The organism is Mesobacillus sp. AQ2 (genome assembly GCF_030122805.1).
GTDB lineage: Bacteria > Bacillota > Bacilli > Bacillales > Cytobacillaceae > Mesobacillus > Mesobacillus oceanisediminis_A.
The window spans coordinates 3086479-3112812 of record NZ_CP126080.1 but is presented as its reverse complement, the minus strand read 5'-3'; the positions used below and the strand labels follow the sequence as shown (position 1 = coordinate 3112812).

General features: G+C 43.8%; 29 protein-coding genes. 27 read left to right on the top strand and 2 right to left on the bottom strand.

Annotated features, from left to right (window positions below; genetic code table 11):
- Positions 1 to 3 precede the first annotated feature (3 nt).
- Positions 4 to 705, top strand: a complete 702-nt coding sequence (locus QNH36_RS15675) for a demethylmenaquinone methyltransferase (RefSeq protein ID WP_144476778.1) — start codon at positions 4 to 6, stop codon at positions 703 to 705.
- Positions 706 to 731: 26 nt separating this feature from the next.
- Here QNH36_RS15675 and QNH36_RS15670 read toward each other — a convergent pair whose 3' ends face one another.
- Positions 732 to 863, bottom strand: a complete 132-nt coding sequence (locus QNH36_RS15670) for a hypothetical protein (RefSeq protein ID WP_260983581.1) — start codon at positions 861 to 863, stop codon at positions 732 to 734.
- Positions 864 to 953: 90 nt separating this feature from the next.
- Here QNH36_RS15670 and hepT point away from each other — a divergent pair, with 90 nt between their 5' ends.
- The 19 genes from hepT to QNH36_RS15575 all read left to right on the top strand — a co-directional run bounded on the left by hepT (position 954) and on the right by QNH36_RS15575 (position 19312).
- Positions 954 to 1916 carry a heptaprenyl diphosphate synthase component II gene (gene hepT, locus QNH36_RS15665; RefSeq protein WP_144476782.1) on the top strand — a complete coding sequence of 321 codons (963 nt, stop codon included), beginning with the start codon at positions 954 to 956 and terminating at the stop codon, positions 1914 to 1916.
- Between the two features lie 90 nt (positions 1917 to 2006).
- Positions 2007 to 2453: a nucleoside-diphosphate kinase gene (gene ndk / locus QNH36_RS15660; RefSeq protein ID WP_144476785.1), complete on the top strand. Its 447-nt coding sequence runs from the start codon at positions 2007 to 2009 to the stop codon at positions 2451 to 2453.
- Between the two features lie 860 nt (positions 2454 to 3313).
- Positions 3314 to 4087, top strand: a complete 774-nt coding sequence (locus tag QNH36_RS15655; protein ID WP_144476788.1) for a CheR family methyltransferase — start codon at positions 3314 to 3316, stop codon at positions 4085 to 4087.
- Between the two features lie 227 nt (positions 4088 to 4314).
- Entirely contained in the window at positions 4315 to 5487 is a 1173-nt protein-coding gene (aroC, locus tag QNH36_RS15650) for a chorismate synthase (protein WP_144476791.1), read from the top strand.
- The gene (gene aroB, locus QNH36_RS15645; protein ID WP_144476794.1) at positions 5488 to 6582 is read left to right on the top strand and encodes a 3-dehydroquinate synthase; all 1095 of its coding nucleotides are present in this window, start codon (positions 5488 to 5490) and stop codon (positions 6580 to 6582) included.
- A complete protein-coding gene (aroH, locus tag QNH36_RS15640) occupies positions 6575 to 6931 on the top strand; it encodes a chorismate mutase (protein ID WP_144476797.1) in 357 nt (118 codons plus the stop codon). Before aroB ends, aroH begins: the two co-directional genes overlap by 8 nt.
- 112 nt (positions 6932 to 7043) lie before the next feature.
- Positions 7044 to 8147: a histidinol-phosphate transaminase gene (gene hisC / locus QNH36_RS15635; protein WP_283903777.1), complete on the top strand. Its 1104-nt coding sequence runs from the start codon at positions 7044 to 7046 to the stop codon at positions 8145 to 8147.
- Positions 8148 to 8160: 13 nt separating this feature from the next.
- A complete protein-coding gene (locus QNH36_RS15630; protein WP_283903776.1) occupies positions 8161 to 9267 on the top strand; it encodes a prephenate dehydrogenase in 1107 nt (368 codons plus the stop codon).
- A gap of 17 nt (positions 9268 to 9284) precedes the next feature.
- Positions 9285 to 10577, top strand: coding sequence for a 3-phosphoshikimate 1-carboxyvinyltransferase (aroA, locus tag QNH36_RS15625; RefSeq protein ID WP_144476806.1), 1293 nt, complete (start codon positions 9285 to 9287; stop codon positions 10575 to 10577).
- Positions 10578 to 10900: 323 nt separating this feature from the next.
- Entirely contained in the window at positions 10901 to 11806 is a 906-nt protein-coding gene (locus QNH36_RS15620) for a hypothetical protein (protein WP_144476808.1), read from the top strand.
- 68 nt (positions 11807 to 11874) lie between these two features.
- On the top strand, positions 11875 to 13137 hold the full coding sequence (locus QNH36_RS15615; RefSeq protein WP_283903775.1) for a tetratricopeptide repeat protein: 1263 nt from the start codon (positions 11875 to 11877) through the stop codon (positions 13135 to 13137).
- Between the two features lie 39 nt (positions 13138 to 13176).
- Complete coding sequence (locus tag QNH36_RS15610; protein ID WP_144476816.1) at positions 13177 to 13731, top strand: ReoY family proteolytic degradation factor; 555 nt, start codon at positions 13177 to 13179, stop codon at positions 13729 to 13731.
- Between the two features lie 240 nt (positions 13732 to 13971).
- Entirely contained in the window at positions 13972 to 14427 is a 456-nt protein-coding gene (locus QNH36_RS15605; RefSeq protein ID WP_251540684.1) for a YpiF family protein, read from the top strand.
- Between the two features lie 155 nt (positions 14428 to 14582).
- Positions 14583 to 15089, top strand: coding sequence for a Rieske (2Fe-2S) protein (locus tag QNH36_RS15600; RefSeq protein WP_144476822.1), 507 nt, complete (start codon positions 14583 to 14585; stop codon positions 15087 to 15089).
- 3 nt (positions 15090 to 15092) lie between these two features.
- Complete coding sequence (gene qcrB / locus QNH36_RS15595) at positions 15093 to 15767, top strand: menaquinol-cytochrome c reductase cytochrome b subunit (protein ID WP_102263395.1); 675 nt, start codon at positions 15093 to 15095, stop codon at positions 15765 to 15767.
- 68 nt (positions 15768 to 15835) lie between these two features.
- Entirely contained in the window at positions 15836 to 16594 is a 759-nt protein-coding gene (locus tag QNH36_RS15590) for a menaquinol-cytochrome c reductase cytochrome b/c subunit (protein ID WP_144476825.1), read from the top strand.
- A gap of 514 nt (positions 16595 to 17108) precedes the next feature.
- Positions 17109 to 17711 (top strand): lipoprotein heptaprenylglyceryl N-acetyltransferase LhaT, encoded by a 603-nt coding sequence (lhaT, locus tag QNH36_RS15585; protein ID WP_251541255.1) that lies wholly within the window; start codon positions 17109 to 17111, stop codon positions 17709 to 17711.
- A 70-nt stretch (positions 17712 to 17781) separates the two neighbouring features.
- Positions 17782 to 18576, top strand: coding sequence for a sporulation protein YpjB (gene ypjB / locus QNH36_RS15580; protein WP_144476828.1), 795 nt, complete (start codon positions 17782 to 17784; stop codon positions 18574 to 18576).
- A gap of 61 nt (positions 18577 to 18637) precedes the next feature.
- On the top strand, positions 18638 to 19312 hold the full coding sequence (locus QNH36_RS15575) for a zinc metallopeptidase (protein ID WP_144476831.1): 675 nt from the start codon (positions 18638 to 18640) through the stop codon (positions 19310 to 19312).
- Positions 19313 to 19496: 184 nt separating this feature from the next.
- Here QNH36_RS15575 and QNH36_RS15570 read toward each other — a convergent pair whose 3' ends face one another.
- The gene (locus QNH36_RS15570; protein ID WP_144476834.1) at positions 19497 to 20369 is read right to left on the bottom strand and encodes a YitT family protein; all 873 of its coding nucleotides are present in this window, start codon (positions 20367 to 20369) and stop codon (positions 19497 to 19499) included.
- A 317-nt stretch (positions 20370 to 20686) separates the two neighbouring features.
- Here QNH36_RS15570 and QNH36_RS15565 point away from each other — a divergent pair, with 317 nt between their 5' ends.
- Genes QNH36_RS15565 through QNH36_RS15535 form a run of 7 tightly spaced genes read left to right on the top strand, consistent with a single transcriptional unit; the run spans position 20687 to position 26268 of the window.
- Positions 20687 to 21016 carry a nucleotide pyrophosphohydrolase gene (locus QNH36_RS15565; protein WP_283903774.1) on the top strand — a complete coding sequence of 110 codons (330 nt, stop codon included), beginning with the start codon at positions 20687 to 20689 and terminating at the stop codon, positions 21014 to 21016.
- Between the two features lie 16 nt (positions 21017 to 21032).
- Positions 21033 to 21833, top strand: a complete 801-nt coding sequence (dapB, locus tag QNH36_RS15560; protein ID WP_283903773.1) for a 4-hydroxy-tetrahydrodipicolinate reductase — start codon at positions 21033 to 21035, stop codon at positions 21831 to 21833.
- A gap of 10 nt (positions 21834 to 21843) precedes the next feature.
- On the top strand, positions 21844 to 22275 hold the full coding sequence (gene mgsA, locus QNH36_RS15555; protein ID WP_144476843.1) for a methylglyoxal synthase: 432 nt from the start codon (positions 21844 to 21846) through the stop codon (positions 22273 to 22275).
- Positions 22256 to 22972 carry a bacillithiol biosynthesis deacetylase BshB1 gene (gene bshB1, locus QNH36_RS15550; protein ID WP_144476957.1) on the top strand — a complete coding sequence of 239 codons (717 nt, stop codon included), beginning with the start codon at positions 22256 to 22258 and terminating at the stop codon, positions 22970 to 22972. Before mgsA ends, bshB1 begins: the two co-directional genes overlap by 20 nt.
- A complete protein-coding gene (bshA, locus tag QNH36_RS15545; RefSeq protein ID WP_283903772.1) occupies positions 22969 to 24123 on the top strand; it encodes an N-acetyl-alpha-D-glucosaminyl L-malate synthase BshA in 1155 nt (384 codons plus the stop codon). The genes bshB1 and bshA overlap by 4 nt, the downstream gene beginning before the upstream one ends.
- A complete protein-coding gene (locus tag QNH36_RS15540; protein ID WP_251541253.1) occupies positions 24104 to 25312 on the top strand; it encodes a CCA tRNA nucleotidyltransferase in 1209 nt (402 codons plus the stop codon). Before bshA ends, QNH36_RS15540 begins: the two co-directional genes overlap by 20 nt.
- Positions 25273 to 26268 (top strand): biotin--[acetyl-CoA-carboxylase] ligase, encoded by a 996-nt coding sequence (locus QNH36_RS15535; protein WP_144476848.1) that lies wholly within the window; start codon positions 25273 to 25275, stop codon positions 26266 to 26268. Before QNH36_RS15540 ends, QNH36_RS15535 begins: the two co-directional genes overlap by 40 nt.
- Positions 26269 to 26334 lie beyond the last annotated feature (66 nt).

The following is a 26334-nucleotide window of genomic DNA, read 5'->3' as shown; positions in this document are numbered from 1 at the left end:
GCAATGCAGCAATCGAAAGAAGAACGTGTTCATGGAGTCTTTGAAAAAATCTATGAAAATTACGATCAAATGAACTCTGTCATCAGCTTTCAGCAACATATTAAATGGCGCAATGACACAATGAAGAAGATGAATGTCCAAAAAGGGGCTGCTGCCCTTGATGTGTGCTGTGGTACGGCTGACTGGACGATTGCCCTTGCGGAAGCTGTTGGCAAGGATGGCAAAGTGACAGGTCTTGATTTCAGCAAAAACATGCTGAAAATAGGTGAAGAAAAAATACAATCGCGCCACATGGACCAGGCAAACCTGATCCATGGGAACGCCATGGAGCTCCCATTCGATGACAATAGCTTTGACTATGTCACGATTGGGTTCGGATTGAGGAATGTCCCTGATTACAATCAGGTACTGCGGGAAATGCACAGAGTTCTTAAGCCTGGCGGTATGGCAGTATGCCTGGAAACTTCCCAGCCTACCATGCCGGGATTTAAACAAGCATACCGATTATACTTCAGGTTTATCATGCCAATGTTCGGAAAATTGTTTGCGAAAAGTTACGATGAATATTCATGGCTGCAGGAATCTGCTAAGGATTTCCCAGGAATGAAAGAGCTGGCCAAGATGTTCACGGAAGCCGGTTTCGTAAACGTCGAATACAAACCATACAGCGGCGGAGTTGCTGCTGTGCATATAGGCCGTAAATAATCCAATAGATTCTGGCTGCCCTTTTCTCATCGCTCGGCAAGGAAGGTCAGCCTGTTTTCATTTAAGGTCACTCTATTTATCCAGAATAGAACAGGGCCGGATGTAATTCTGTTGAGATTAAAAATGAAACTATTTGCCTGGGCATTAATTGCCCGCATAAAAGAAACCTCCTAATTGTGCAATGAAGCCATGAGGATGAGAAAGTCGCAACAATGGAGATCGAGAATGCAAAAGCTGGGTGGATAATAATGAAGATGAAGCTGTTATATACATATTTGAATTCTGATTTGACGTTAATAGAAAGAGAACTGGAAGAATCAATCCAGGCAGATTCCCATCTGCTTAGACAGGCAAGCCTGCACTTGCTTAAAGCAGGAGGGAAACGGATAAGGCCTGTTTTTGTGCTTCTCGGTGCGAAATTCGGTGATTATGATATCAATGTCATCAAGGATGTCGCGGTCTCTCTTGAACTCATCCACATGGCATCACTGGTACACGATGATGTGATTGATGATGCCGAATTGCGAAGAGGGCAGCCGACGATCAAGGCAAAATGGGATAACAGGATTGCCATGTATACAGGGGATTACATATTTGCGAGGGCGCTGGAGCTTATGACCGAAATTAAAAATCCGGCAGCGCACCAGATTCTCTCAGATACCATTGTCGAATTAAGTATTGGTGAAATTGAACAAATAAAAGATAAATATAATTTCGACCAAAACCTGCGCAATTATCTGCTCAGGATTAAGCGGAAGACAGCTCTTTTGATTGCTGCCAGCTGCCAGCTTGGTGCTGTTGTGGCAGGAGTCCCGAAAGAGGAGCATCACAAATTGTATAAATTCGGCTACTATGTCGGGATGTCCTTCCAGATTACGGATGATGTGCTTGATTTCACAGGAACAGAAAAGGAGCTTGGAAAGCCCGCTGGCGGGGACCTGCTCCAGGGTAACATCACCTTGCCAGTCCTGTATGCTATGCAGGATGAGTACATCAACAGCAGGGTCCGGACAGTCCATGAAGGAATGGAAAGGGCAGACCTGGAGGAAGTCCTGAAGCTGGTCCAGGAATCTGGCGCGATTGAAAAGTCTCTTGAAATCAGTGACCGGTATCTGGATAAAGCACTCGCCATCCTTGAGGAACTTCCGCCAAACAGAGCAAAGAAGTCATTGCGCGACATCGCCAAATTTATTGGGAAACGCAAGTATTAGCAAGTTGCGAATTTTTCAAAAAAATGATACTATTTCTAAGGATTGCTTTTGTAAGCGGTTCACATACATAGTGAAATAGGAGTGGAACTCATGGAAAAGACTTATTTGATGGTCAAGCCTGATGGCGTGCAGCGCAACCTGATCGGCGAAGTTGTAGCACGTTTTGAAAAGAAAGGCTTCCAGCTAGTTGGCGCAAAGCTTATGAACATCCCAAGAGAACTTGCTGAAGAGCATTATGGCGAACACAAAGAGCGTCCATTCTTCGGCGAATTGGTAGATTTCATTACTTCTGGTCCAGTATTCGCAATGGTTTGGCAAGGTGAAAATGTAATCACAACTGCACGCCAGATGATGGGTGCTACAAACCCTAAAGATGCAGCTCCTGGAACGATCCGCGGAGATTTCGGCGTTACTGTAGGAAAGAACGTCATTCACGGTTCAGACTCACCAGAAAGCGCAGAGCGTGAAATCGGACTATTCTTCAAACAGGAAGAGTTGGCTGAATACAGCAAATTAATCAACGAGTGGGTTTACTAATATAACCCCTGGACACTTGCTTATAGCAAGTGTCTTTTTTATTTGCGTCATTCTACTGCATCGGTGTACTGCTTTCGGATTATCGATTGGCATCATTGTGGACCCAACGGGGTTCGAGGCACCGATAGACTTCATTGGAGCAGTTATTTTCTAAAAAATGTAATATAAAGTAACCTACCGCCCTTATTGGGGCACTTGTTTTGCAAAAACTGTAATATCGGGGTACCAATAGCCCTTATTGGAGCACTGGTTATCCAGAAACTGTAATATCATGTCCCAATAGCCTTGATTGGAGCAATTGTTTACCAGAAACTGTAATAACATGTCACCAATAGCCTTGATTGGAGCACTGATTATCCATAAATTGTAATATCGTGTCTCTAATAGCCTTGATTGGAGCATTGATTATCCAGAAATTGTAATATCATGTCTCTAATAGCCTTGATTGGAGCATTGATTATCCAGAAATTGTAATACCGTGTCTCAAATACCCCTTATTGGAGCTTTAATTATCCAAAAACTGTAATATCGAGTCACCAATAGCCCTTATTGGAGCCCTGATTATCCAGAAACTGTAATATGCTATCTCCAACAGCCTTGATTGGAGCATTGATTATCCATAAATTGTAACACCAGGTCAACAATAACCCTTATTGGATCACTGTATCTCCAAAAAAACTATTAGTTCGGCTCAACAATAGCCATAATTGGGTTTCATGCACAAAGCTCCTTGTATCTAACTGAATTAAGAAAGGGAATTTGTGCTAAATAGGGATAGCAAAAAATAGTGCACCTATCTCAAAGATTTCCGCTATAATGAGATTGTCCAGATTTTTCTAGTACCGATAAGGAGCAAACTGATGCAGCAAGACTATGAAATCTTTATATCGAAAATCTACGAGAAGACAGGTATCAACCTTTCTCTCTATAAAGAAGCCCAGATGAAGAGAAGGCTGACTTCACTCTATCAAAAGAAAGGCTTTTCATCTTTCCAGGATTTTTATCAAGGGCTCGACAAAGATCGGCAGCTATTGAATGAATTTCTCGATCGCATGACCATCAATGTTTCCGAGTTTTACAGAAACGCAAAAAGGTGGGAGGTCCTGGATCAGACAATCCTTCCTGAATTATTGAGCAAAAATCCTAATCCGAAAATTTGGAGTGCCGCCTGCTCGACCGGAGAAGAGCCATATACTCTATCAATGGTGCTTTCAAAGCATATACCACTATCCCGGATTCAGATTCATGCGACGGATATCGACGAAAACGTATTGGCAAAGGCAAGGCTTGGTGTTTATTCAGAAAGGGCGCTGAATGAAGCGCCAAAGGATATGGTTAACAAGTTCTTCAAGAAGGAAGGGCCATATTATACGGTAGCTGATGAAATCAAGAGGACTGTTACCTTTAAAAAACAGAACCTGCTCGCCGACCGCTATGAGGGTCCGTTCGATCTGATTGTCTGCCGGAATGTCCTGATTTATTTTACCGAAGATGCAAAGGAAAGCATCTACCATAAATTCAGCTCGGCGTTAAGGCAGGGCGGCATTTTATTTGTGGGCAGCACAGAACAGATCTTTAATCCTAGTACATACGATTTTGAGACAGCGGAGACTTTCTTTTACAGGAAGAAATAACAGGAGGAGCCGGGTGACCGTGCTCCTTTTGTTATTTGTAAAATAAAATCACCTGATGTCTGCAGACAATAATACATGATGGTTTTTTTGCGAGACTGAAGGGTTCATGATAAAATGGCTTCATTCTTTAAAAGGAATCATACATATTTCGAAATTTTTAATTTATTTATTGGAAACTGTGTGATATAGTAAAACAAATCCTTTAGCGAGTTGAAGGGGGAAAGTATATGAGATATTTAACAGCGGGTGAATCACATGGACCGCAGCTAACAACCATAATTGAAGGAATGCCAGCAGGAATGCCGCTGGTAGCAGAAGATATAAACAATGAGCTTGCGCGCAGGCAAAAGGGTTACGGCCGCGGCAGAAGGATGCAGATTGAAAAGGACCAGGTCCAGATTACTGCAGGAATCAGGCATGGTCAAACTCTTGGCTCACCAATCGCACTGGTGGTTGAAAATAATGACTGGAAGCATTGGACCGGCATTATGGGCCAGGAACCGCTGGATGATCATTCATCCGAAGAAGTGAAAAGAAAGATTTCCAGACCGCGTCCCGGTCATGCTGATTTAAATGGAGCAATCAAGTATGGACATCGCGATATGAGGAATGTCCTTGAGCGTTCATCTGCAAGGGAAACGACGGTAAGAGTCGCAGCGGGTGCAGCGGCTAAAAAACTGCTATCGCTGTTAGGGATTGAGCTAGTTGCACATGTTGTAGAAATTGGCGGAGTAAAAGCAATGAAGCAGGACTTTTCCTCACTGGATGAACTTAGAGAGGTAACAGAGGAATCTCCAGTTCGATGCTTCGACACCGAAGCCGGAAAAGACATGATGGCAGCGATTGATGAGGCAAAGAAAAATGGTGACTCCATCGGCGGTGTCGTTGAAGTCATTGCTGAAGGAATGCCAGCCGGGGTGGGCAGTTATGTCCATTACGACCGCAAGCTAGATGGTAAGCTAGCCGCGGCGATTATGAGCATCAATGCATTTAAAGGGGTCGAAATCGGTATTGGTTTTGAAGCAGCCAGGAAGCCTGGCAGCCAGGTGCATGATGAAATTGCCTGGGAAGAAGAGCGTGGTTATTACCGAAAAACCAACCGGCTTGGTGGGCTTGAAGGCGGGATGACGACAGGAATGCCAGTCGTTGTACGTGGTGTCATGAAACCAATCCCGACGCTTTACAAGCCATTGATGAGTGTTGATATCGATACTAAAGAACCTTTTTCGGCTAGTATAGAACGATCCGATGCCTGCGCAGTTCCGGCTGCTGCCGTCGTTGCTGAAAATGTGATTGCGTGGGAGCTTGCTTCTGCCCTGGTTGAGCAATTTTACGCAGACCGTTTTGACACGCTGAAAGCGACCATCGAGGAACAAAGAAGGACTGCGAGGGATTTTTAAATGCAGCAGGTGAAAATCGTTACAAGTACTAACTTATATCCCGTCTATATTGGGAGCGGTGCGATCCATCTCTTGAACGATTTCATCCAGAAGGCAGCAGATTGCTATACATCAATCATGGTCATAACGGATGAAACAGTTGCAAAGCACCATCTGGATTCTTTTCGGGAGTCGGCCGGTTTAAGCGAGCTCATCGTAAAAATCGTACCTTCAGGTGAGAAAGCTAAAACATTTGATGTTTATTATGATTGTCTTTCTTACGCACTGGAAAACAAACTCGACAGGAAGTCGCTGATTATTTCCTTTGGTGGAGGAGCAGTAGGAGACCTTGCGGGATTTGTCGCTGCATCATATATGCGCGGGATTCGTTTCATTCAAGTACCGACCACGATTCTAGCCCATGACAGTGCAGTAGGAGGGAAAGTGGCTGTTAACCACCCGTTAGGGAAGAATATGATCGGTGCATTTCATCAGCCAGACGCTGTGATTTATGACCTTGATTACTTGAAGACGCTCCCTGCACATGAAGTGCGTTCAGGATTTGCTGAAGTGATCAAGCATTCTCTGATTAGTGATGAGACTTTTTATAGATGGCTAAAGGAACAAATCCATTCACTGGATGCAATAAGCAATTCCCAAATGCTTGAATTCCTGACAAAGGGTATTTCTATCAAAGGTTCCTTTGTTGCAGAGGATGAAAGGGAGAAAGGGATTCGCGCATTTTTAAATTTCGGGCATACGCTAGGCCATGCAATCGAAGCTGAGGCCGGTTATGGAAATGTCACGCATGGTGAGGCTGTTGCGATTGGTATGCTATTTGCCCTCGAATTAAGCAAGGATTTGCTTGGGCTTGATTTTAATTTGGATGAATTAAAGCTTTGGCTTAAAAAGCTTGGATATCAAACGTCCATTCCGAAAGGACTGGAAAGAGGGCAGTTGATCCAAAGAATGAAACAGGATAAAAAATCAGTGAGCGGTACCATTCGTTATGTTCTTTTGGAAGAGGTCGGCAAACCTGCGCTTATTGAAGTAGATGAAAGAACATTGATGACATATCTGAAGAAATTCGAAGAGGAGGTTGGGCTTGATGATTAGGGGAGTAAGGGGAGCCATCACGGTAAGCAGCAATGAAGAAAGGGAAGTTATTCTTGGTGCTGAAAGGCTTTTAAAAGAAATGATCGCTTCCAACAAGATTGCTCCGGGTGAAGTGGCCTCAATATTCATCTCTGCTACTGATGATGTCGATGCGGTCTTCCCGGCAAAGGCATTAAGGAACCTTGAAGGCTGGACCTATGTACCGGTCATGTGCATGAAAGAGTTATCCGTCACGGGCTCGCTTCCAATGTGCATCAGGGTGATGATCCATTTCAATACTGAAAAGAAGCAGGAAGAAATCAGGCACATATATCTTGAGGGAGCAGCTGGGCTGAGACCGGATTTGTAAAATTGTCCTTTTTTACTTTTTCTGCACCGTCAAACAGTGTATGATAAAAACATACTCTTTATTGCTTTAATTAGATAGAGGATTAAAGAATCAGATAGTTGAGGTGGATAAGATGAGATGGAAAGAGCAGCTTTTAAAGCTTAAACCGTACCAGCCAGGAAAATCAATCGGGGAAGTTAAGAGACAGTATGGTTTATCAGAAATCGTGAAACTGGCATCAAACGAGAATCCATTTGGTTCTTCAGAAAAAGTGAGGAATGAAATTGCAGGCTATGCAGGTAAATTTTCGGTGTATCCTGATGGTTATGCTACAGAACTCCGTACAGCTCTTGCAGAGTATTTAGAAGTAAAAGAGGAGCAGATTATATTAGGCAACGGTTCTGATGAAATAATCCAGATGATTGCAAGAGCACTGCTTTCACCACAAACCAGAACAGTGATGGCTGCTCCGACTTTTCCTCAGTATAAACACAATGGAATAATAGAAGGCTGCGAAATTACAGAGATCCCTTTAGTGGACGGTGCACATGACCTGGATGGTATGGCGGCTGCAATCGATGAGAAAACTTCAGTTGTTTGGTTATGTTCGCCGAACAATCCGACAGGGATCCATATAACAGAAGAAGAACTTACTGCATTTATGGCACGGGTTCCTGAAGATGTGCTGGTAGTGCTTGATGAAGCTTATTTTGAATATGTGGATGCTGAGGATTTCCATGATTCAATGCGCCTATTGCAGCAATATAAAAACTTGATCATTCTAAGGACATTCTCCAAAATCTATGGCTTGGCAAGTTTCCGCGTAGGATATGGCATTGCCCATGAGGATACCATCAGGGCACTAGAGCCGGCCAGGGAACCATTTAATGTCAACACATTGGCCCAGGCAGCCGCGATCGCTGCATTGGGAGACCAGAAATTCATAGAAGAATGCAGGCGAGAAAACAGAGAAGGATTACAGCAGTTTTACGATTTTTGTGATCATGCCGGATTAAAATATTATCCATCACAAGGAAATTTCATTTTGATTGATTTTAACAGGGATGGCCAGGAAGTGTTTCAGTTCCTGCTTGAAAGAGGATATATCGTCCGTTCAGGCACAGCGCTTGGATTTCCTACAAGTATAAGGGTCACGGTTGGTTCAAAGGAACAAAATGAAGGTGTAATTGGGATTATTAAAGAATTTCTGAATGTGGACACCGCAATATCTAAATAAGGATGTGGATTTTATGGAAGGCCGCGTATTGATCATTGGGCTAGGGTTGATTGGCGGCTCTCTGGGAATGTGTATTAAAGAAAAACATCCGGATTCAGAACTGGTAGGTTACGATTTGGACCAAAACCAGATGAACCTTGCCAAGATGCTTGGTGTAATTGACAGACCGGCAGGAGGCATTGAAGAAGAAGCTTCTGGGGCAGATTTGATCATCATAGCGACTCCAGTCACGATTGCAGGGAGGATCATCGAGACTTTGGCATCCTTGCCGCTGAAAAAGGAAGTCATTATTACAGACACAGGAAGCACCAAGGGGTATATCTCCCAAAAGGCATCCATCCTTTCCGACAAAGGGGTTTCGTTCGTTGGTGGCCATCCAATGGCAGGTTCCCATAAAAGCGGGGTAGCAGCTGCCAAGAAAATATTATTTGAAAATGCTTTTTATCTTTTGACTCCTGCCAGCAACGTCATGAATGAGACAGTCGATCGTTTAAAAGCCTGGCTTTCAGGTACGAAAGCCAGGTTTCTGGATGTTTCTCCTGAAGAGCACGATTATCTTACTGGTGTTGTCAGCCATTTTCCTCATATAATTGCTGCTTCGCTAGTGCATCAGGCAGCGCGGGCGGACAAAGAGAAACCACTTGTAAACCGCCTTGCAGCAGGTGGCTTCAGGGATATCACGCGAATAGCTTCCAGCAACCCCAGGATGTGGAGAGATATTTTGCTTCAAAACCGCGATGTCCTGGTTTCTTTGTTGAATGACTGGCAGGCTGAGATGGAACGGGTAAAGGAGTTATTGTCCGCAAAGGATGAAGACAAAATTTATGATTTCTTTGAATCTGCGAAAAAATATCGTGACGGTCTTCCTGTAAAGGATAAGGGAGCGATTCCAAGCTTTTATGACTTGTTTGTGGATGTTCCCGATTATCCAGGTGTGATTTCGGAAGTAACCGGGTACCTGGCAATTGAGAGAATCAGCATAACGAATATCAGAATCATTGAAACCCGTGAGGATATATATGGAGTGCTGGTGATCAGTTTTCAGACACCTGAAGATCGGGAAAAAGCAATGAAATGCATTGGGAAACACACGGAATTCGAGATGTCTGTTGCAGAGTAAATTGAAGGAGCAAAATTATGTCTACAAAAACACTTAAAACAAACAAAACCTCCCTGGAGGGTGAAATTAAAGTACCGGGAGATAAATCCATTTCACATAGGGCAGTCATGTTTGGCTCCATTGCTGAAGGGACCACCCAAATCGAGAATTTCCTTCCCGGAGAAGATTGTTTGAGTACGATTTCCTGCTTTCAAAAACTCGGAGTCGAGATTAACAGGAATGGAAATGAGGTTACTGTTTCAGGCAACGGAATCAAGGGCTTAAAGCCACCGGAAGAAACGCTGGATGTCGGCAATTCCGGAACGACCATCCGGCTGATGATGGGAATCCTTTCTGGACTGCCTTTCGAGTCCCGTTTGGAAGGGGACGAATCAATCGCACGGAGGCCAATGACCAGAGTAACTGTTCCATTGTCAAAAATGGGCGCAAGAATCGATGGAAAGAATAATGGTGAGTTCACTCCGCTGATTGTAAAAGGCGGGAAGTTATCGGGCATTACATATCAATTGCCTGTTGCGAGCGCACAGGTGAAATCGGCTGTTCTCCTTGCCGGTCTGCAGGCCGAAGGTGACACAGTCATCGTCGAACCAGTAAAGACAAGGGATCACACAGAACGAATGATTACGCAGTTTGGCGGCAAAGTCGAACGTGCAGGAGATTCGGTAAAGGTAGTCGGAGGCCAAACACTAAAAGCAGCTAATATAAATATTCCTGGTGACATCTCATCCGCTGCCTTTTTCCTGGTGGCAGGTGCTATAGTGCCAGGGAGTGACATCCTACTTAAGAATGTTGGGCTTAATCCGACAAGGACGGGCATCATTGATGTCCTTGAAGCAATGGGAGCAGATGTCAAGATTGAACCATATGATCAAGAGGCAGCTGAGCCTGCAGGAGATATTAGGATCAAATATTCAAAACTAAATGCTGCAACGGTTGAAGGAGACTTGATTCCCCGTCTGATCGATGAAATACCCGTCATTGCTTTACTTGCCACACAGGCCGAGGGCAAGACGATAATCAAGGATGCAGGGGAATTGAAAGTCAAGGAAACAAACCGAATTGATACTGTGGTAAATGAATTAAAGAAGCTTGGTGCGAATATCGAGGCAACAGAGGATGGGATGATTATTTACGGGCAGCAAAACCTTGCCGGCGGAACCGTTTCTGCTTATGGGGACCATCGAATCGGAATGATGCTGTCAATCGCTGCCCTGCTTTGCCAAAAAGACGTCGTCCTCGAACAAAGTGAGGCAGTCGCCGTTTCTTATCCTGGTTTTTTCGATGACTTGTATAGCTTAGTACAAGAATAAAATAGCAGGAATGAGGGCCATCAAGTAATAAGATGGCCCTCATTCATTTATTAAGGCTCTTTTCTCAAACTTTGTTGCTATTGACTACTAAATGGGATTGAATGATCTAGTTTTATTCATAAAATTAAGGCTTGTTATGAGAAAAGAGCTTGAACACTTAAAAACGAACAGCAAAATGGCTTTATAGCACGTTAAAATCGGCTTTAGGATTTTAACAACAATCTTTCCGAAAACAACTTTTATTAGAGGTAAAAGGAATACAAGCCGTTATATTCCCGGATTTTTTGCATAGTTTGTCATAAGACCGATAAAGGAGTGGTTTTATGGCATACATTATAGAAAATATCCACCTCATGAAGGGACAGGCCCTGATTAATACTAGCATGCTTGTAGAAGGTGACCGGATTATAACGACGACTTCGAGACTCAATCGGCATCAGCATATGAAGATGGATGCGGACAAATATATCATGACCCCTACACATGTCCTCTATGATTCCAATTTGCCTCTGGCAGGTTCCTTTAAAGACAGGAAAGAATATTACTTGAAGAACTTTATCATGAAGGGAAGCACTGTCATCTTCACACCTGTCCGAGTCGAATATGAACGGCAGCTTGAAGAAAAGCTGAAGCAGGCAAAAAGTGATTTGCTGGACAGTCCGATTGACTTTGTTCTTGGAATCTCCATTCCAGTAAGGTTGCTGAAACCCCAATTCATCCGCAAGTGCAAAAAGTTGAAGATACCGGCTATCTTTCTTGAAATCGATGAGATGTGCAGCTTGGAGACCATGCCATGGGGATGGATCAAGGAAGCCTTGTTTCCCTACAACTGTCCGATCATCCCGTTATTTTCAGAAAGCCACCACAAAAAAGAGAAGCAGCAACAGCTGCATGCCTGGAGCAATTTGATGAAAAAGGAGAAGGTTCCAGCCTTATACGAAGAATTGAAGGATGGCTGCCCTGTTTCAAGATCGGTTTTAAAAAAAACCGGTATTTTTCCGGGGAAATCGAATCTGCACAGTGGCGGGGAAGTCAGCTATAACCTTTATAATATTAGTGCAGAAACAAAACATCGTGATGAGCAGGGATTATTTTTTCAGTCCAAGCATTTAGTGGTGACTGTGGACAAAGGAAAAGTCATTCGTGCAGGAGATGAGGTTTATTATCGTCCAGGAAAGGGAGAGAATGTTATAATCAAGACACCAGGATTTTTTACTGATAACTACTAATTAGACGTTAAGGTACTGCCTGACTAAAAAAACGGACAGTGCCTAATTTTAAGGATAGGATGATAGCAATGGTCGCAGTAAATGAAATAACCAGTCTTATAGAAAATGGACAGCTTGAGAAAGCTATGTCTGCATATAGGGAAATTCTTGAACAAGGCAATGACGAAGAGAAATTCCTGCTTTCAGAGGAGCTTTTCCGTTTTGGGTTTATGGAAGAAACGGAAACTCTGATTGAAAGTTTATTGAAAAACTACCCAGAAGAGGGTGAACTCCATGTCCTGCTAGCAGAAACAAGAATTGAACTCGGTAAAGAAGAAGAGGCTATGCTCACTCTCGAAAAGGTAGACAAAGACGACCCTGCTTTCCCCCAGGCACTTCTTCTGTTGGCTGATTTATATCAAATGGAAGGTCTCTATGAAGTGAGTGAAAACAAACTCCTCGAGGCTAAAAGAATTTTACCGGATGAATCGGTGATAGATTTTGCTCTTGGGGAACTTTACGCTCATCAGGGAAAACTTGCGGAAGCGATTCAATATTACGAAACAGTCCTTAAGGTGCATGAAGAAATCGGCGGGGTAAACATCAACCAGAGGCTGGCTGAAACATTAAGTGCTGGTGGATCATTTGAAGAAGCGCTTCATTTTTACGATATAGCCCTCGAACAAAAGCTGGAAATCAATACTTTATTCGGTTATGCTTTTACAGCACTGCAGGCTGGCTATAATAAAACAGCAATCGAAAAATTCGAGGAATTGAAGACTCTCGACCCTGAATATCACTCATTATATCTCTATCTTGCCAAAGCCTATGAACGGGAAGAAATGGCGGAGGAAGCGTTTGAAGCTGTCAAACAGGGCATTGAGCAGGATGAATACAACAAGGATCTATACTTTTACGGCGGGAAGCTTGCCCTTAAGCTTCCGGATGAGGATACTGCCGAGAAATTGATACGGGAGGCCATTGCGCTGGACCCGGGATTCATGGAAGGAGTTCTTGTCCTGAACAAACTTCTGATGAAGCAGGAGCGATATGAGGATGTTCTGGAGCTGATCGGTGCGGCGGACTATAATGAAGAAGAAGAACCGCAAATCCTATGGGATGCAGCTATTGCATATCAGCATATTGAAGATTATTCACAGGCATTAAACAAATACCAACTAGCATATACTTTCTTTAAAGACAACAAAGAATTTTTGTCAGACTACGGATATTTTTTAATTGAAGAAGGAAAAATGGGCGAGGCCGCCGAAATTCTAAGTATGTTAGTTGAAAAGGAACCTGGCAATGAAGAATTCCGTGAAATGCTGGAGCGTTTGACGGAAAATCAGTAACCGAAAAAAATTTAAGTTATGCAGAGGAGGGATTCAAAAATGACAACCCCTGTATCTGTCAACGAGAAAAAGGATTTTATCCGCTGGTTTTTGAACCATTATCAGCTGAAAAGGCGGGAATGTGTTTGGATCCTTAACTACTTGATGAGCCATGATCAGCTGATGGAAAAGGTACACTTTGTGGATAATGCCCAGCATTGCCCAAGGGGATTAGTGATGTCGACACATTGCGTGGATGAAGTTCCATTCCGGTTCTTCAAGGAAAATGTGATGACGACCGATGCTGAGAAGTCTTTTCATGATATTCGTTTGAACAGGGAAGAAGAAATCTACATCCAACTGAATTTCCATGCTTCAAACAAAGCCCATCAATTTGCGGCCGTGCTGGAAGAAAACCCTTATATGCCAGGACAGCTCCAAATCAGCGAAAGCGACAAAATGGTGGCAGAAAGATTTCTGGAGGAAAGCATCCACAATTTCCAGAAAGACAAATTGTTATCCCTGATTGACCAGGCACTGGACAGCCAGGACCAGGAAGCCTTCGAACATCTTACAGAGCAATTAAAAAAATTAGGTGCAGTCAACTCTTTATAGCTTGCTAAAAAATAGCAGGCTTTTTATTTTGCCCGTTTTCAAAGTGGTTGGCAGTCTGAGTACGAATGGGTTTTCCCTGGATTATAAGGTTAGACCGTAAAAATAATTTACGCCCCATACGATTCGAAAACAGTATTTAATCATGATATTATAGAATGGATGTAAACAATGGGTTATGATTGCAGAAGATGGAAATCTATGTTTACGATTCTAGCCTAATTGAAAGATGGAGTTGGTATTATGAAATGGGTGGCAGCAGATGTTGAAATGTATCAAAAAGCTGCTGAGTACGTTGACACGGCAATCGTCCCGCTTTTGCCAGTTTCTTTTGGTGAGGACATGAAACAAAATGCTTCAATGGCTGAGTTCACAGGCATCCTTACATCTCAGCTGGAAAAGCAGTTTCGGGGGCGAATTTTCCTTTTGCCTGATTTTGTGTACATAAAGGAAGATGAGGGCAGCCTGGACGCTTTAAAGAATTGGGAAAATAGTCTATTGGACAAGCAGTTCAATCATATCTTTTATGTTACGTCTGACAGCCGCTGGAGGCATCGAGAAAAAGACCTTAATGGTAATGTGCTTTGGATGCCGTCCTTGTCCATGGATCAGATGCATGACCAGCAAAAGGTAGCAATCGTGGATGATCAAGTTAAGCAATTATTATCTTTGTTCACTGAGAAATGGGATGAAAAATAGCCCTCTGTTATTTTTATCACTGCGAAAAATGTTTTCAACATAGTATTATATTGATTTTGTAATGAGATTGATATATCATGGTTATGTCCTAGTTTTAAAATGTGTTTAAATTATGTCCGTTGGGGACTTAACTTGGGAATAGAGGGGGGAATAACGTGAGTAAGCATCGTGTTTCAAGACGTCAATTCTTAAACTATACTCTAACAGGTGTAGGCGGTTTCATGGCTGCGGGGATGCTGATGCCAATGGTTCGCTTTGCCGTCGATCCTGTGCTGAAGGGTGAAGACACGGGAGATTTCATCGCGACTCCATTGAAGATCGCAGAAATCAAGACTGAACCGCAAAAAGTCAATTTTAAATTCAAACAAAAAGATGCATGGTATGAATCTGAAGAAACAGGAACAGCCTGGGTTTTCAAAAATGAAGCCGGGGAAATCGTTGCCTTGTCGCCAGTGTGTAAACACCTTGGATGTGTTGTAGACTGGGGTACTGACAAGGAGCATCCTGAACAGTTCTTCTGTCCTTGCCACTATGGCCGTTATGAAAAAGATGGAACCAATGTTCCTGGTACACCGCCATTAGCACCTTTGGATGTGTATCCGACAAAAGAAAAAGATGGATTCCTTTATGTAGGAAAAGCTCAACCACGAAAGGGGGCGTAATCATTGTTAAACAAAATTTACGATTGGGTAGATGAGCGTTTGGATATTACGCCTTTGTGGCGCGATATCGCAGACCATGAGGTACCTGAGCACGTTAACCCGGCGCATCACTTTTCTGCGTTCGTGTACTGCTTTGGCGGTCTGACGTTTTTCATCACAGTCATCCAGATTCTTTCCGGTATGTTCCTGACAATGTATTATGTTCCGGACATCAAGAATGCCTGGGAATCTGTGTACTACCTTCAAAATCAAGTAGCGTTTGGACAAATTGTTCGCGGAATGCATCACTGGGGTGCGAGCCTTGTCATCGTCATGATGTTCTTACATACACTTCGTGTGTTCTTCCAGGGCGCTTATAAGAAACCTCGTGAATTGAACTGGGTTGTCGGAGTACTGATTTTCTTCGTAATGTTGGCTCTTGGCTTGACAGGATACTTGCTTCCGTGGGATATGAAAGCATTATTCGCAACCAAGGTTACATTGCAGATTGCAGAAGCTGTCCCATTGATTGGGCCATACATTAAAATTCTGCTATCCGGACATTCAACAATCGTTGGTGCCCAAACCTTGACACGATTCTTTGCGATTCACGTATTCTTCCTGCCTGCAGCACTATTAGGCTTAATGGGAGCACACTTCCTGATGATTCGTAAGCAAGGTATTTCTGGTCCATTGTAAAATTTGAATGAAAACGTTGCGCGAATTGAGATTCGTTCAACTATACGGAAAAAGGAGGGGATCGCTCGATGCATCGTGGTAAAGGTATGAAGTTCGTAGGAGACTCACGTGTCCCTGCAGAACGCAAGCCTAATATTCCGAAAGATTACTCGGAATACCCTGGCAAAACGGAAGCGTTTTGGCCTAACTTCCTATTGAAAGAATGGATGGTTGGTGCTGTTTTCTTAATCGGATACTTGAGCTTGACCATTGCTCACCCGTCTCCGCTTGAAAGGATTGCCGATCCTACAGATACGGCTTATATTCCATTGCCAGACTGGTATTTCTTATTCTTATATCAATTGCTGAAATATTCTTATGCTTCAGGTCCATATACTGTAATTGGAGCTATGGTAATCCCGGGTCTTGCATTCGGTGCATTACTGCTGGCGCCATTTATTGACCGCGGCCCTGAGCGCCGTCCATCAAAGCGTCCACTTGCTACAGGATTCATGCTGCTGGCAATCGCTTCTGTTTTCTACCTTACTTGGGAATCAGTTGCGACCCATGACTGGGAAGCTGCAGAGAAACAGGGGCAGATTGTGGATGTGGAAATCGATAAGAATTCTGATGGATACAAAATTGCCCAGGCACAGACATGTACTTCCTGCCATGGCGGGGAACTTGCCGGCGGTGCTGCAGCACCGAGCCTGCTTGAAACAAAATTGAACGCTGAAGAAATCGCAGATGTTGCAAAGAATGGTAAAGGTAACATGCCTGCAGTTTTCAAAGGAACGGACGAGGAACTAAAGACATTGTCTGAGTTCATCGACGGTCTAAGCGAATAATAACGAAAGGAACCTGTAATCAAACTTGCAGGTTCTTTTTTATTGTATAGGAAATTTTAAAAGCGTTTTTGTGTGGATAACTGCATATGGGTGTCTTAATCCAGCTCCAGCGCCTAGCCCCTCGAGACGCTTCGGTCCTGTCAATGAAGTCAAAAAACGACTTCACTGCCAGGCCCTCCAGTGCTTGTCGGAGTTGGGCAGTCGCCTCCGCTTTTCTAATTGTCTAGTGTCGCCTCCTAGAAACTCCGAAACTTCAACTCCGCCGGCAGAAGCAAAGAGCGCTTCTTTGTCGGAGTCTCCAGTTTCTCCGTTTCTGGGCAGTCGGCTATACTTTTCGATTTCGGTCCTGCCAATGAAGTCAAAGAACGACTTCACTGTCAGGACCTCCGGGTTGTCGGGGCTGAACAAGGCGCTTGCGCTTTTTGTTCTTGCACAAGAGCCATGAAGAACTTGGTTTATTTTCAATAAACTGTAATAATAGTGATAGAAAAAAAGGGAATGGAGTAGTTGTATGATAAAGAAAATATATCCTTTGCTAGGAAACAGGTCTATACTCTTGCTTTTATTCTGGGTAAATGTTCTGGGTACCGCTTACGGATACTATTGGTATAAATGGCAGCTGGTAGATACGCCGCCGCGCTTCTTGCTTTTTGTGCCTGATAGTCCAACAGCCAGCTTGTTTTTTGTATTCGTGCTTGGTGCTTTTTTGTTGGGGAGGAACTGGCCGCTAATGGAAGCGTTGGCAATCGTCAGCCTCGTCAAATATGGCCTATGGGCGGTTGTCATGAATCTGATGGTGTACTTCGTCTCTGGGCAGCTGGATTGGATCGGACTAATGCTGATGGCTTCACATTTTGCCATGGCAGTGGAAGGAGTCCTTTATGCTCCTTTCTATCGGATGAAACCGTGGCATCTGATTGTTGCTGCTGTGGTCGTCCTGCATAATGAAATCATCGATTATGTTTTTGGAATGATGCCAAGGTACCATACGCTAGATTTATACATGGACCAGATAGGATACTTTACATTCTGGCTGAGTATTTTCTCGATTGCGGTGGGATATTACTTCGGACTAAGGCCGGGCCGCTTCTTTCTTTCGCTAAAAAGATCAAGATAACACCTTGAATTTTGGTCTAACCTTGTCCACCCCTTCATACATTTTAATAGTATTTAGAGGGGGGACAGGAATGAAAGCAAAATTTATTATATTATTTTCGGTGCTGATGTTGATCGTGCCGTTCGCAGCATATGCAGAACCACAGTCGCCTGTAGAAGAACTGGACAATATATCAGACCAGGCCTTGCAGATGGTCAAGCTTCACCGTTATGAAGATGCAAACAGGCTGCTGGCCCATTTTTCAGAAGAGTTTTTGCTGGTGACAGGAACTGGCCGTCCGTTTAGCATGGATGAACTGCGCATCATTACAGTCGCACATGATGAGGCATTGGAGGCAGTAGCCAATGGTGATCTTGGACATGCTGAAAGAATGAACAGGGTGACAAAATTCCGGCTGGTGATTGATGCGATCGCTTCTACCCACCAACCGTTATGGGCTGAGATGGAAGACCCGATCATGACTGTTTTTAACAATATGAAAACGGCTGCCTATGAAGGTGACAACGATCAATTCGACAGTAATCTTAATTCCTTCCTTGCTTTGTATAATGTCATCCATCCAAGCATGAAAATAGATATCAATCCGGAAAGAATCCAAAAGGTCGATGCAAAAGTCAGCTTTATTGACCAGTACCGGCCGCAGGTCCTCCAGGAAGCTTCGAGCAGGGAAGAACTGGAGGCTCTAGAATCGGATTTGCAAAATATCTTTGATGATATGACGGAAGATGAAGCAGACCCTTCTCTATGGTGGGTCATGATTTCGACTGGCAGCATCATCATCCTTACATTGTCTTATGTCGGCTGGAGAAAATATAAAGGCAACAGTGAGAAAACAAAGAATGTCCAAAAAGAACGAAAAAATTGACAGCCTATTTAAGTATTAATAAAATAGTAATAACAGCTAGAGTTGTAAGAGGAGGTAACAGATGTATCTCATTTATTTCGCGATTATTATCTTGATCCCGATTTGGGCTCAATTCAAGGTAAAAGGGGCATACAAAAAGTACTCACAAGTGGCTTCTTCATCCCAGATGACAGGAGCGGAAGTCGCACGTAAAATTTTGGACGATAACGGTTTGTATAATGTGGGTGTTGAGGAAACCAGGGGTTATTTAAGTGATCACTATGACCCTCGTGCCAAAGTGGTCCGCTTATCATCAGGTAACTTTTTTGGTCATTCCGTTGCAGCGGCCGCAATCGCTGCCCATGAAGTTGGCCATGCCATCCAGGATGCCGAGGATTATGCATTCCTCCGATTCCGCCATGCGCTTGTGCCAGTGGCAAGTCTTGGTTCAAACTTCTCATGGATATTGATCCTGATCGGAATTTTTGCAAACTTAAGCGGAATGCTTCTGCTGGGAATTCTTTTCATGGCAGCTGCCGTTGTATTCCAGGTCATTACATTACCGGTTGAATTCAATGCTTCCAACCGCGCGATGGATCAAGTGGTGTCAGCTGGAATCATCCGCAATGATGAAGAAAGAGAAACGAAGAAAGTATTGAATGCAGCAGCTTTGACTTATGTAGCAGCCGCAGCTGTAGCGGTGCTGGAATTGTTGCGACTAGTAATGATCTACACTGGGATGACTAGTGAAGACTAAAAAAATCCGGACTTGTCCGGATTTTTTTTAGTGAGATAAGAAAGTATAATATAGACTTTGAGAATAGTCCAGCTCCAGCGCCTAGCCCCTCGAGACGTTTCGGTCCGCCCAATGAAGTCAAAAGAACGACTTCACTGGTCGGCCCTCCAACGCTTGTCGGGGCTGACCAAGGCGCTTGCGCTTTTTATCTTTCTATAGGGAGTTTGTTCTCATCAAGTGTGAATCCTTCGCCAAGGACATCATGGACGACCGTAACAGATACGAAAGCGTGTGGATCCACTGAGTTAATCACTGTCTTTAGGCGGACGATTTCGTTTTTTGCGACAACACAGTAAAGGACATCTCTTTCAGCCTTCGTATAGGAACCTACTGCTTTTAAACTGGTGACTCCCCGGTCCATTTCCTTCATGATTTTCGCAGCAATCTCTTCGTTTTTATCGGAAATGATCATGGCGCCCCTTGCGGCATAAGCGCCTTCCTGCATGAAATCAATTACCCTGGCTCCGACAAATACGACGACAAGAGTATACATCGCCTCCCGATAGTCTAAATATGTAATGAGTGATAGGGTGATAACCCCGAAGTCGAACATGAACATCGTCCGGCCCATTGTCCAGCCGAAATATTTCTGCGCAAGCCTTGCGATGATGTCAACTCCGCCAGTCGTTCCACCGTAGCGGAAAATGATTCCGAGCCCGATTCCAATAAAAACCCCAGCAAACAGTGCTGCTAAAAATAAATCTTCATATAAAGGCATGTCGATTTGATACTTTTGGAATATCCCTAAAAATATCGAAACACCAACAGTTCCGATGATTGTGTATATAAAAACACTCCGTCCAAGAAGCTTCCAGCCGAGGAAGAACAAGGGCAGGTTCAGCAGCAGGTTGGTGATGGAAGGGGACCAGCCAAACACGAAATAAAGCAAGAGTGTAATCCCTGTAAAACCGCCTTCTGCCAAATTGTTCTGCATATTAAAATGAACAAGTCCGAACGAGAAAATAGCGGAACCAAGTAAAATGAACAAGATGTTTTTAATTTTCAGGCCATTAAGCAAATGAATTCCCTCCTAGTGCCAGGAATAAAATCTCCTGATTGAAGCGCTTATATTATATAAAATATAGCAAGCAAGGGCAATCTTTTACAGGAGGGGCAATAAGAGTCGGAATTTTCTTTGTTTCCTCCCTTATTTTCAGAGAGTAACCCGAGATCTTTGATTGATAGAGAAAGTAATAGCTGCGAAATGAAAAGCAAATTGTCCAGCAATATACATGCAGCAGAAAAATTAACTCGAAATAAAAATATTTGTCAAAGCTACTCCGTTAAGCTAACATCGATATAGAAAAGCATACATAAAAAGGTTGGGTGAATCTTTTGAGTAACAAGACGATGAAAGAACTCCAGCAGGAAGTCGACGCTTATATAAGCCAGTTTAAAGAAGGATATTTCAGTCCACTTGCTTTGACGGCACGGATGACCGAGGAACTAGGTGAACTGGCCCGAGAAGTCAACCATTACTATGGAGAAAAACCTAAGAAAAAAGAGGAAGAGGAAAAAACAATTGAAGAAGAGTTGGGAGACATGTTGTTCGTGATGATTTGCTTCGCCAACTCGCTGAATATAGACCTTGAAGAAGCACACAACAGGGTCATGGAAAAATTCAATACAAGGGATAAAGATCGCTGGACAAGGAAAGACAGCTAAAAGGAGCGGGATTATATTGGAAAAAGTTAAAATTGTCATTGCAGGTCCACGGGGAAGGATGGGTAAAGAAGCCGTCAATCTCGTCCTTGGAACGGAAGGGTATGAATTGGTGGGAGCGGTCGACCGAAAACATGAAAGACTCAGAATTGGTGAACTTGATGGTTTTCCGGAAAGTGAAGCATTGATTTACACTGATTTCGAGAAATGTCTCCAGGAGACGGAACCAGATGTCCTGATTGATCTGACCACTCCAGAAGTGGGTATGTTCCATACAAGAACGGCTTTGAAATACAAAGTCCGTCCTGTAGTCGGTACAACTGGTTTTTCGGATGAAGACCTTGCTGAACTTGAGAAGCTTTGTGCTGTACAGGAAACAGGCTGTATCATTGCGCCAAACTTTGCTGTCGGGGCTGTATTGATGATGAAATTTTCACAAATGGCCGCAAAGTATTTCAATGATGTGGAAATCATTGAGCTTCATCATGACCAGAAGCTTGATGCCCCTTCAGGGACCGCAGTGAAAACAGCACAGATGATTTCTGATGTCAGGGAAGCAAAAAAACAGGGACATCAGGACGAAAAAGAAACACTAAAGGGAGCCCGCGGTGCTGATTATGAAGGGATGCATATCCATTCAGTAAGGCTGCCTGGTCTGATTGCCCACCAGCAGGTTCTGTTTGGCGCTGATGGACAAACGCTCACAATCCGCCATGATTCCTATAATCGCAGCTCTTTTATGTCAGGAGTAAAGCTGGCTGTTGATTCTGTGATGAAAATGGATGCTTTTGTTTATGGATTAGAGAATATCATCGAATAGGGGAGAGCTTATGAATATTGCCTTAATCGCCCATGATAAGAAAAAGGATGATTTAGTGGGGTTTACAGTCGCATATAAAGAAATCTTTGAAAAACATACATTATTTGCGACGGGCACTACTGGTTTGAGGATCATTGAAGCAACCGGGTTAGAGGTCCAAAGATTCCAGTCAGGTCCGCTGGGCGGAGACCAGGAAATCGGCGCACGGATCGCAAACGATCAAATGGACGCTGTATTTTTTTTCAGGGATCCGCTGACGGCCCAGCCGCATGAACCTGATGTCACTGCCCTTGTCCGTCTTTGTGATGTATACGCAGTACCCTTGGCAACCAATATGGGAACGGCCGAAATACTCGTAAAAGGAATCGAGCGAGGCGACCTTGATTGGAGAAACATAGTGAAAGAGAAATCTGGTGATAAAAATGGAAGCAATCAAGCTTGATATATTGGCTTTTGGCGCCCACGCAGATGATGTTGAAATCGGCATGGGCGGAACGATCGCCAAATATGCTGAAAAAGGAAAAATAATGGGGATTTGTGATTTAACAAACGCAGAAATGTCTTCAAATGGGAGTGTAGAGATAAGGAAACAGGAAGCGAAAGAGGCGGCGGATATCCTTGGAGTTCGGAAGAGGGAAACACTTGACCTGCCGGATAGAGGCCTGTTCCTTAAGGATGAATACATAAAGGAAATCGTTAGAGTGATTAGGCGGGATCGCCCGGAATTGGTCTTTGCACCCTATTTTGATGACCGTCATCCTGACCATGGCAGCTGTGCGCGCCTTGTCGAGGAGGCGGTCTTTTCGGCAGCCGTCAGAAAATATGATGAACAATCGGGGCTGGATGCCCACAGGCCGAAAGCCTTATATTTCTATATGATCAATGGTTTTCATAAGCCTGATTTTGTTGTGGATGTATCTAATTTTATGGATAAAAAAATTGATGCCCTTAATGCTTATGAAAGCCAGTTCAAGAAAAGCGACTCTACTTTTGAGACACCGCTTGTGAACGGCTATATCGAAACAGTTGAGGCCCGGGAAAGGTTATTCGGCAAGGAAGCAGGCGTGAGTTTCGCTGAAGGCTTCATGTCCAAAAAACCGCTGCTGATCCATAACGATTTGTTAGGGGAAGAAAAATGAAGAAACTTAAAATTGGCATCACCTGTTATCCGACAGTAGGAGGTTCAGGTGTTGTCGCGACAGAGCTTGGGAAGCTGCTGGCTGAAAAAGGTCATGAAATTCACTTCATCTCCTCGAGTCTCCCTTTCCGGCTGAAAAAGATGTATCGAAATATTTACTCGCATGAGGTCGAAGTCAATCAATACTCAGTGTTTCAATATCCTCCATATGATATCGCACTGGCAAGTAAAATAGCAGAGGTAGCCGTCCTGGAGAATTTGGATGTCCTGCATGTTCATTACGCTATACCCCATGCTGTCTGTGCGATCCTGGCACGACAGATGAGCGGAAGGGATTTGAAAATCGTTACAACCCTCCATGGAACCGATATTACCGTGCTTGGATATGACCCATCACTGACAGATGCCATCCGATTCGGAATCGAAAAGTCTGACTATGTAACGGCTGTTTCTGAATCATTGATTAAACAAACTTACGATTTAATCAAACCAAAGAAAGAAATTGACTGTGTATACAATTTTATTGATACTCGCGTCAACAAAAGGGTGGACACGTCCGACCTCAGGGATCAATTCGGGATTCTCCCTGACGAAAAAGTAATCATCCATGTTTCCAACTTCCGTCCTGTCAAAAGAGTTCCTGATGTGATCAGAGCATTTGCAGGGATTGCCGAAAAGCTTCCGGCAAAGCTGTTGCTTGTCGGGGACGGTCCTGAAATGAAGAAGGTATGCAGCCTGGCCAGCGAGTTGGGGGTTCGGGATCAAGTATTGCTGCTTGGAAAACAGGAAAGGGTGGAGGAACTTTATTCATTGAGTGATTTAATGCTTCTTTTGTCCGAAAAAGAGAGTTTTGGACTTGTAGCCCTTGAAGCAATGGCTTACGGCGTACCCTGCATCGGAACAAACGTCGGTGGCATTCCGGAGGTAATTGTCGATGGTGAGACAGGCTATATTTGTGAGCTGGGAAATATTGCTGAGATTACTGAAAAGGCGGTAGAAATCCTTGCAAATCCCGAAGCTCATAAACGATTTGCCGCAAACTCCCTGAAACGGGCTGAAAGAGATTTCAGCGCCGAACAAATCGTGTCAGAATACGAAAACATTTATTACAGCCTGCTGGAGAATGATGAAGATGATCCCAAATCTATTTAAAGAGGCAGCACCCGTAATTGAAAGGATTGAAAATGCTGGTTTTGAGGCTTATTTTGTAGGTGGATCTGTCAGGGACCACCTTCTTGGCCGTTCAATAGCTGATGTTGACATTGCTACGTCCGCTTTGCCGGAGGAATTGAAGCGGATTTTCAGCAAGACCGTTGACGTGGGGATTGAGCATGGAACCATTCTGGTCCATCACGGCCGGAGCCATTATGAAGTTACCACTTTTCGATCTGAAGCAGGCTATACTGACTTTCGAAGACCTGATAGCGTTTCTTTTATCCGCTCTCTGAAGGAGGACCTTCAGCGCCGCGATTTTACAATGAATGCCATAGCCATGGATAAAGATGGCCATATCATTGACCCTTTCGCAGGAAGAGATGCAATCGACCGAAAGATCATAGTCACTGTGGGTAATCCGGATGAGCGGTTTGGCGAAGATGCATTGAGGATGCTTAGGGCAGTCAGGTTCCAGTCCCAATTATCCTTTTCAATCGAGAAGGAGACTTTTGAATCGCTGGCGTCTCATTGCCATCTGCTACAGAACATAGCTGTCGAACGAAAATTAGTGGAATTCGAGAAATTGCTGCTGGGACCGGGAAGGCAAGAGGCAATCATGCTGCTGGCTAAAAGCGGTATCTCTCAGTATTTGCCTGGTATGAAAGGGAAGAATGGACAGCTGATGAATTTCTCATCACATTTGACCTCGGACCTTGAACTTGAGGAATTATGGGTACTGCTCCTTTTTGAATTAGAGCTGTCAGAACAAGAAGTTGACGGTTTCCTGAGGGAATGGAAGCTGCCTGTCCAGAAGATCAAGAAGTATAAGAAGATCCATTCATTGCTATTATATCGTCTTGAAAACCAATGGAGTCTGGAATCCGTCTATAAGGCCGGACAGGCCGATGCCATCAGCGCGGAAAAAGTATTTGGGACCCTTCGTGAATATGGAAGTAATCCTGAAGGTGTAACTCAATTGTATGACATGCTGCCTATCCAGAATCGCGAGCAATTAGCAGTTTCTGGGAACGACGTAATGACATGGATGGAAAAACAGCCAGGCCCGTGGCTGCGGCAGGCCCTTGATGAAATTGAACGATCTGTAATCTATGGCAAAGTGCCAAATGAGAAGGAGAAAATAAAGCAATGGCTGAACGCGCCCAATCAGAAATCAGGAAAAAATTGATCGATGCTTTTACCAATAATGAATCGGAATATTTATCTGGACAAAAGTTGGCAGACATCGCTGGCTGTTCAAGGACAGCAGTATGGAAACAAATCGAAGAACTTCGCAAGGAAGGATTCCAGTTCGAGGCGGTAAGGAGAAAAGGCTATAAGATTGTTTCAATACCTGCAGATATGACAGCAGATAAGATTACTCTGGGATTGAAGACAGAAATCCTGGGAAGGAATCTGCACTACCATGACAGCGTGGAATCGACTCAGAAAATTGCCTATAAACTGGCTTATGAAAATGCCGAAGAAGGAACAGTCGTCATAGCAGAAGAGCAAACAGCAGGAAGAGGAAGAATGGACCGTAAATGGCATTCACCCAAATACACGGGTATCTGGATGAGCGTTCTGCTCCGCCCAAAAATCCCCATCCCAAAAGCCCCGCAGCTGACACTGATCACCGCGGTAGGTGTGGTACAGGCCATAGAAGAAGTAACCGGTTTATTACCCGAAATAAAATGGCCCAATGATATCATGATAAACGGAAAAAAAATAACAGGAATCCTTACAGAACTTCAGGCGGAGTCAGACCGCATCAATTCTGTCATTATTGGTATTGGCATCAATGTCAATTCTTTGGCAGAGGACTTTCCTGAAGAAATACGGCCAATCGCTTCATCTCTGGCGATCGAGTCAGGCAGGACAATTGACAGGGAAGAATTGATCAGGACAATACTTGAAAAATTGGAAAAGCTATATTTTCTTTATCTGGAAAAAGGTTTTTTACCGATAAAATTGATGTGGGAAAGTTACGCAGTCAGTATTGGCAAACAGATCATTGCCCGTACGATTACGGGGGAAATCAGGGGAAAAGCTACTGGAATAACAGAAGATGGTGTTCTCTTGATTGAAGATTCTGCAGGTGCTGTCCACAATATTTATTCTGCAGATATCAAAATAGACGGATAATTTCATTATATAGCCAAAAAAGCAGTCTTTTGCTATAATCAATCTGGGCGGTATCGAGAGAACTGC

Bases quoted from the DNA above. Each gene is read 5' to 3' on its own strand.
- QNH36_RS15675 (WP_144476778.1), top strand. From the start codon at position 4: ATGCAGCAATCGAAAGAAGAACGTGTTCATGGAGTCTTTGAAAAAATC.
- QNH36_RS15670 (WP_260983581.1), bottom strand. From the start codon at position 863: ATGCGGGCAATTAATGCCCAGGCAAATAGTTTCATTTTTAATCTCAAC.
- hepT (WP_144476782.1), top strand. From the start codon at position 954: ATGAAGATGAAGCTGTTATATACATATTTGAATTCTGATTTGACGTTA.
- ndk (WP_144476785.1), top strand. From the start codon at position 2,007: ATGGAAAAGACTTATTTGATGGTCAAGCCTGATGGCGTGCAGCGCAAC.
- QNH36_RS15655 (WP_144476788.1), top strand. From the start codon at position 3,314: ATGCAGCAAGACTATGAAATCTTTATATCGAAAATCTACGAGAAGACA.
- aroC (WP_144476791.1), top strand. From the start codon at position 4,315: ATGAGATATTTAACAGCGGGTGAATCACATGGACCGCAGCTAACAACC.
- aroB (WP_144476794.1), top strand. From the start codon at position 5,488: ATGCAGCAGGTGAAAATCGTTACAAGTACTAACTTATATCCCGTCTAT.
- aroH (WP_144476797.1), top strand. From the start codon at position 6,575: ATGATTAGGGGAGTAAGGGGAGCCATCACGGTAAGCAGCAATGAAGAA.
- hisC (WP_283903777.1), top strand. From the start codon at position 7,044: ATGAGATGGAAAGAGCAGCTTTTAAAGCTTAAACCGTACCAGCCAGGA.
- QNH36_RS15630 (WP_283903776.1), top strand. From the start codon at position 8,161: ATGGAAGGCCGCGTATTGATCATTGGGCTAGGGTTGATTGGCGGCTCT.
- aroA (WP_144476806.1), top strand. From the start codon at position 9,285: ATGTCTACAAAAACACTTAAAACAAACAAAACCTCCCTGGAGGGTGAA.
- QNH36_RS15620 (WP_144476808.1), top strand. From the start codon at position 10,901: ATGGCATACATTATAGAAAATATCCACCTCATGAAGGGACAGGCCCTG.
- QNH36_RS15615 (WP_283903775.1), top strand. From the start codon at position 11,875: ATGGTCGCAGTAAATGAAATAACCAGTCTTATAGAAAATGGACAGCTT.
- QNH36_RS15610 (WP_144476816.1), top strand. From the start codon at position 13,177: ATGACAACCCCTGTATCTGTCAACGAGAAAAAGGATTTTATCCGCTGG.
- QNH36_RS15605 (WP_251540684.1), top strand. From the start codon at position 13,972: ATGAAATGGGTGGCAGCAGATGTTGAAATGTATCAAAAAGCTGCTGAG.
- QNH36_RS15590 (WP_144476825.1), top strand. From the start codon at position 15,836: ATGCATCGTGGTAAAGGTATGAAGTTCGTAGGAGACTCACGTGTCCCT.
- ypjB (WP_144476828.1), top strand. From the start codon at position 17,782: ATGAAAGCAAAATTTATTATATTATTTTCGGTGCTGATGTTGATCGTG.
- QNH36_RS15575 (WP_144476831.1), top strand. From the start codon at position 18,638: ATGTATCTCATTTATTTCGCGATTATTATCTTGATCCCGATTTGGGCT.
- mgsA (WP_144476843.1), top strand. From the start codon at position 21,844: ATGAATATTGCCTTAATCGCCCATGATAAGAAAAAGGATGATTTAGTG.
- bshB1 (WP_144476957.1), top strand. From the start codon at position 22,256: ATGGAAGCAATCAAGCTTGATATATTGGCTTTTGGCGCCCACGCAGAT.
- bshA (WP_283903772.1), top strand. From the start codon at position 22,969: ATGAAGAAACTTAAAATTGGCATCACCTGTTATCCGACAGTAGGAGGT.
- QNH36_RS15540 (WP_251541253.1), top strand. From the start codon at position 24,104: ATGATCCCAAATCTATTTAAAGAGGCAGCACCCGTAATTGAAAGGATT.
- QNH36_RS15535 (WP_144476848.1), top strand. From the start codon at position 25,273: ATGGCTGAACGCGCCCAATCAGAAATCAGGAAAAAATTGATCGATGCT.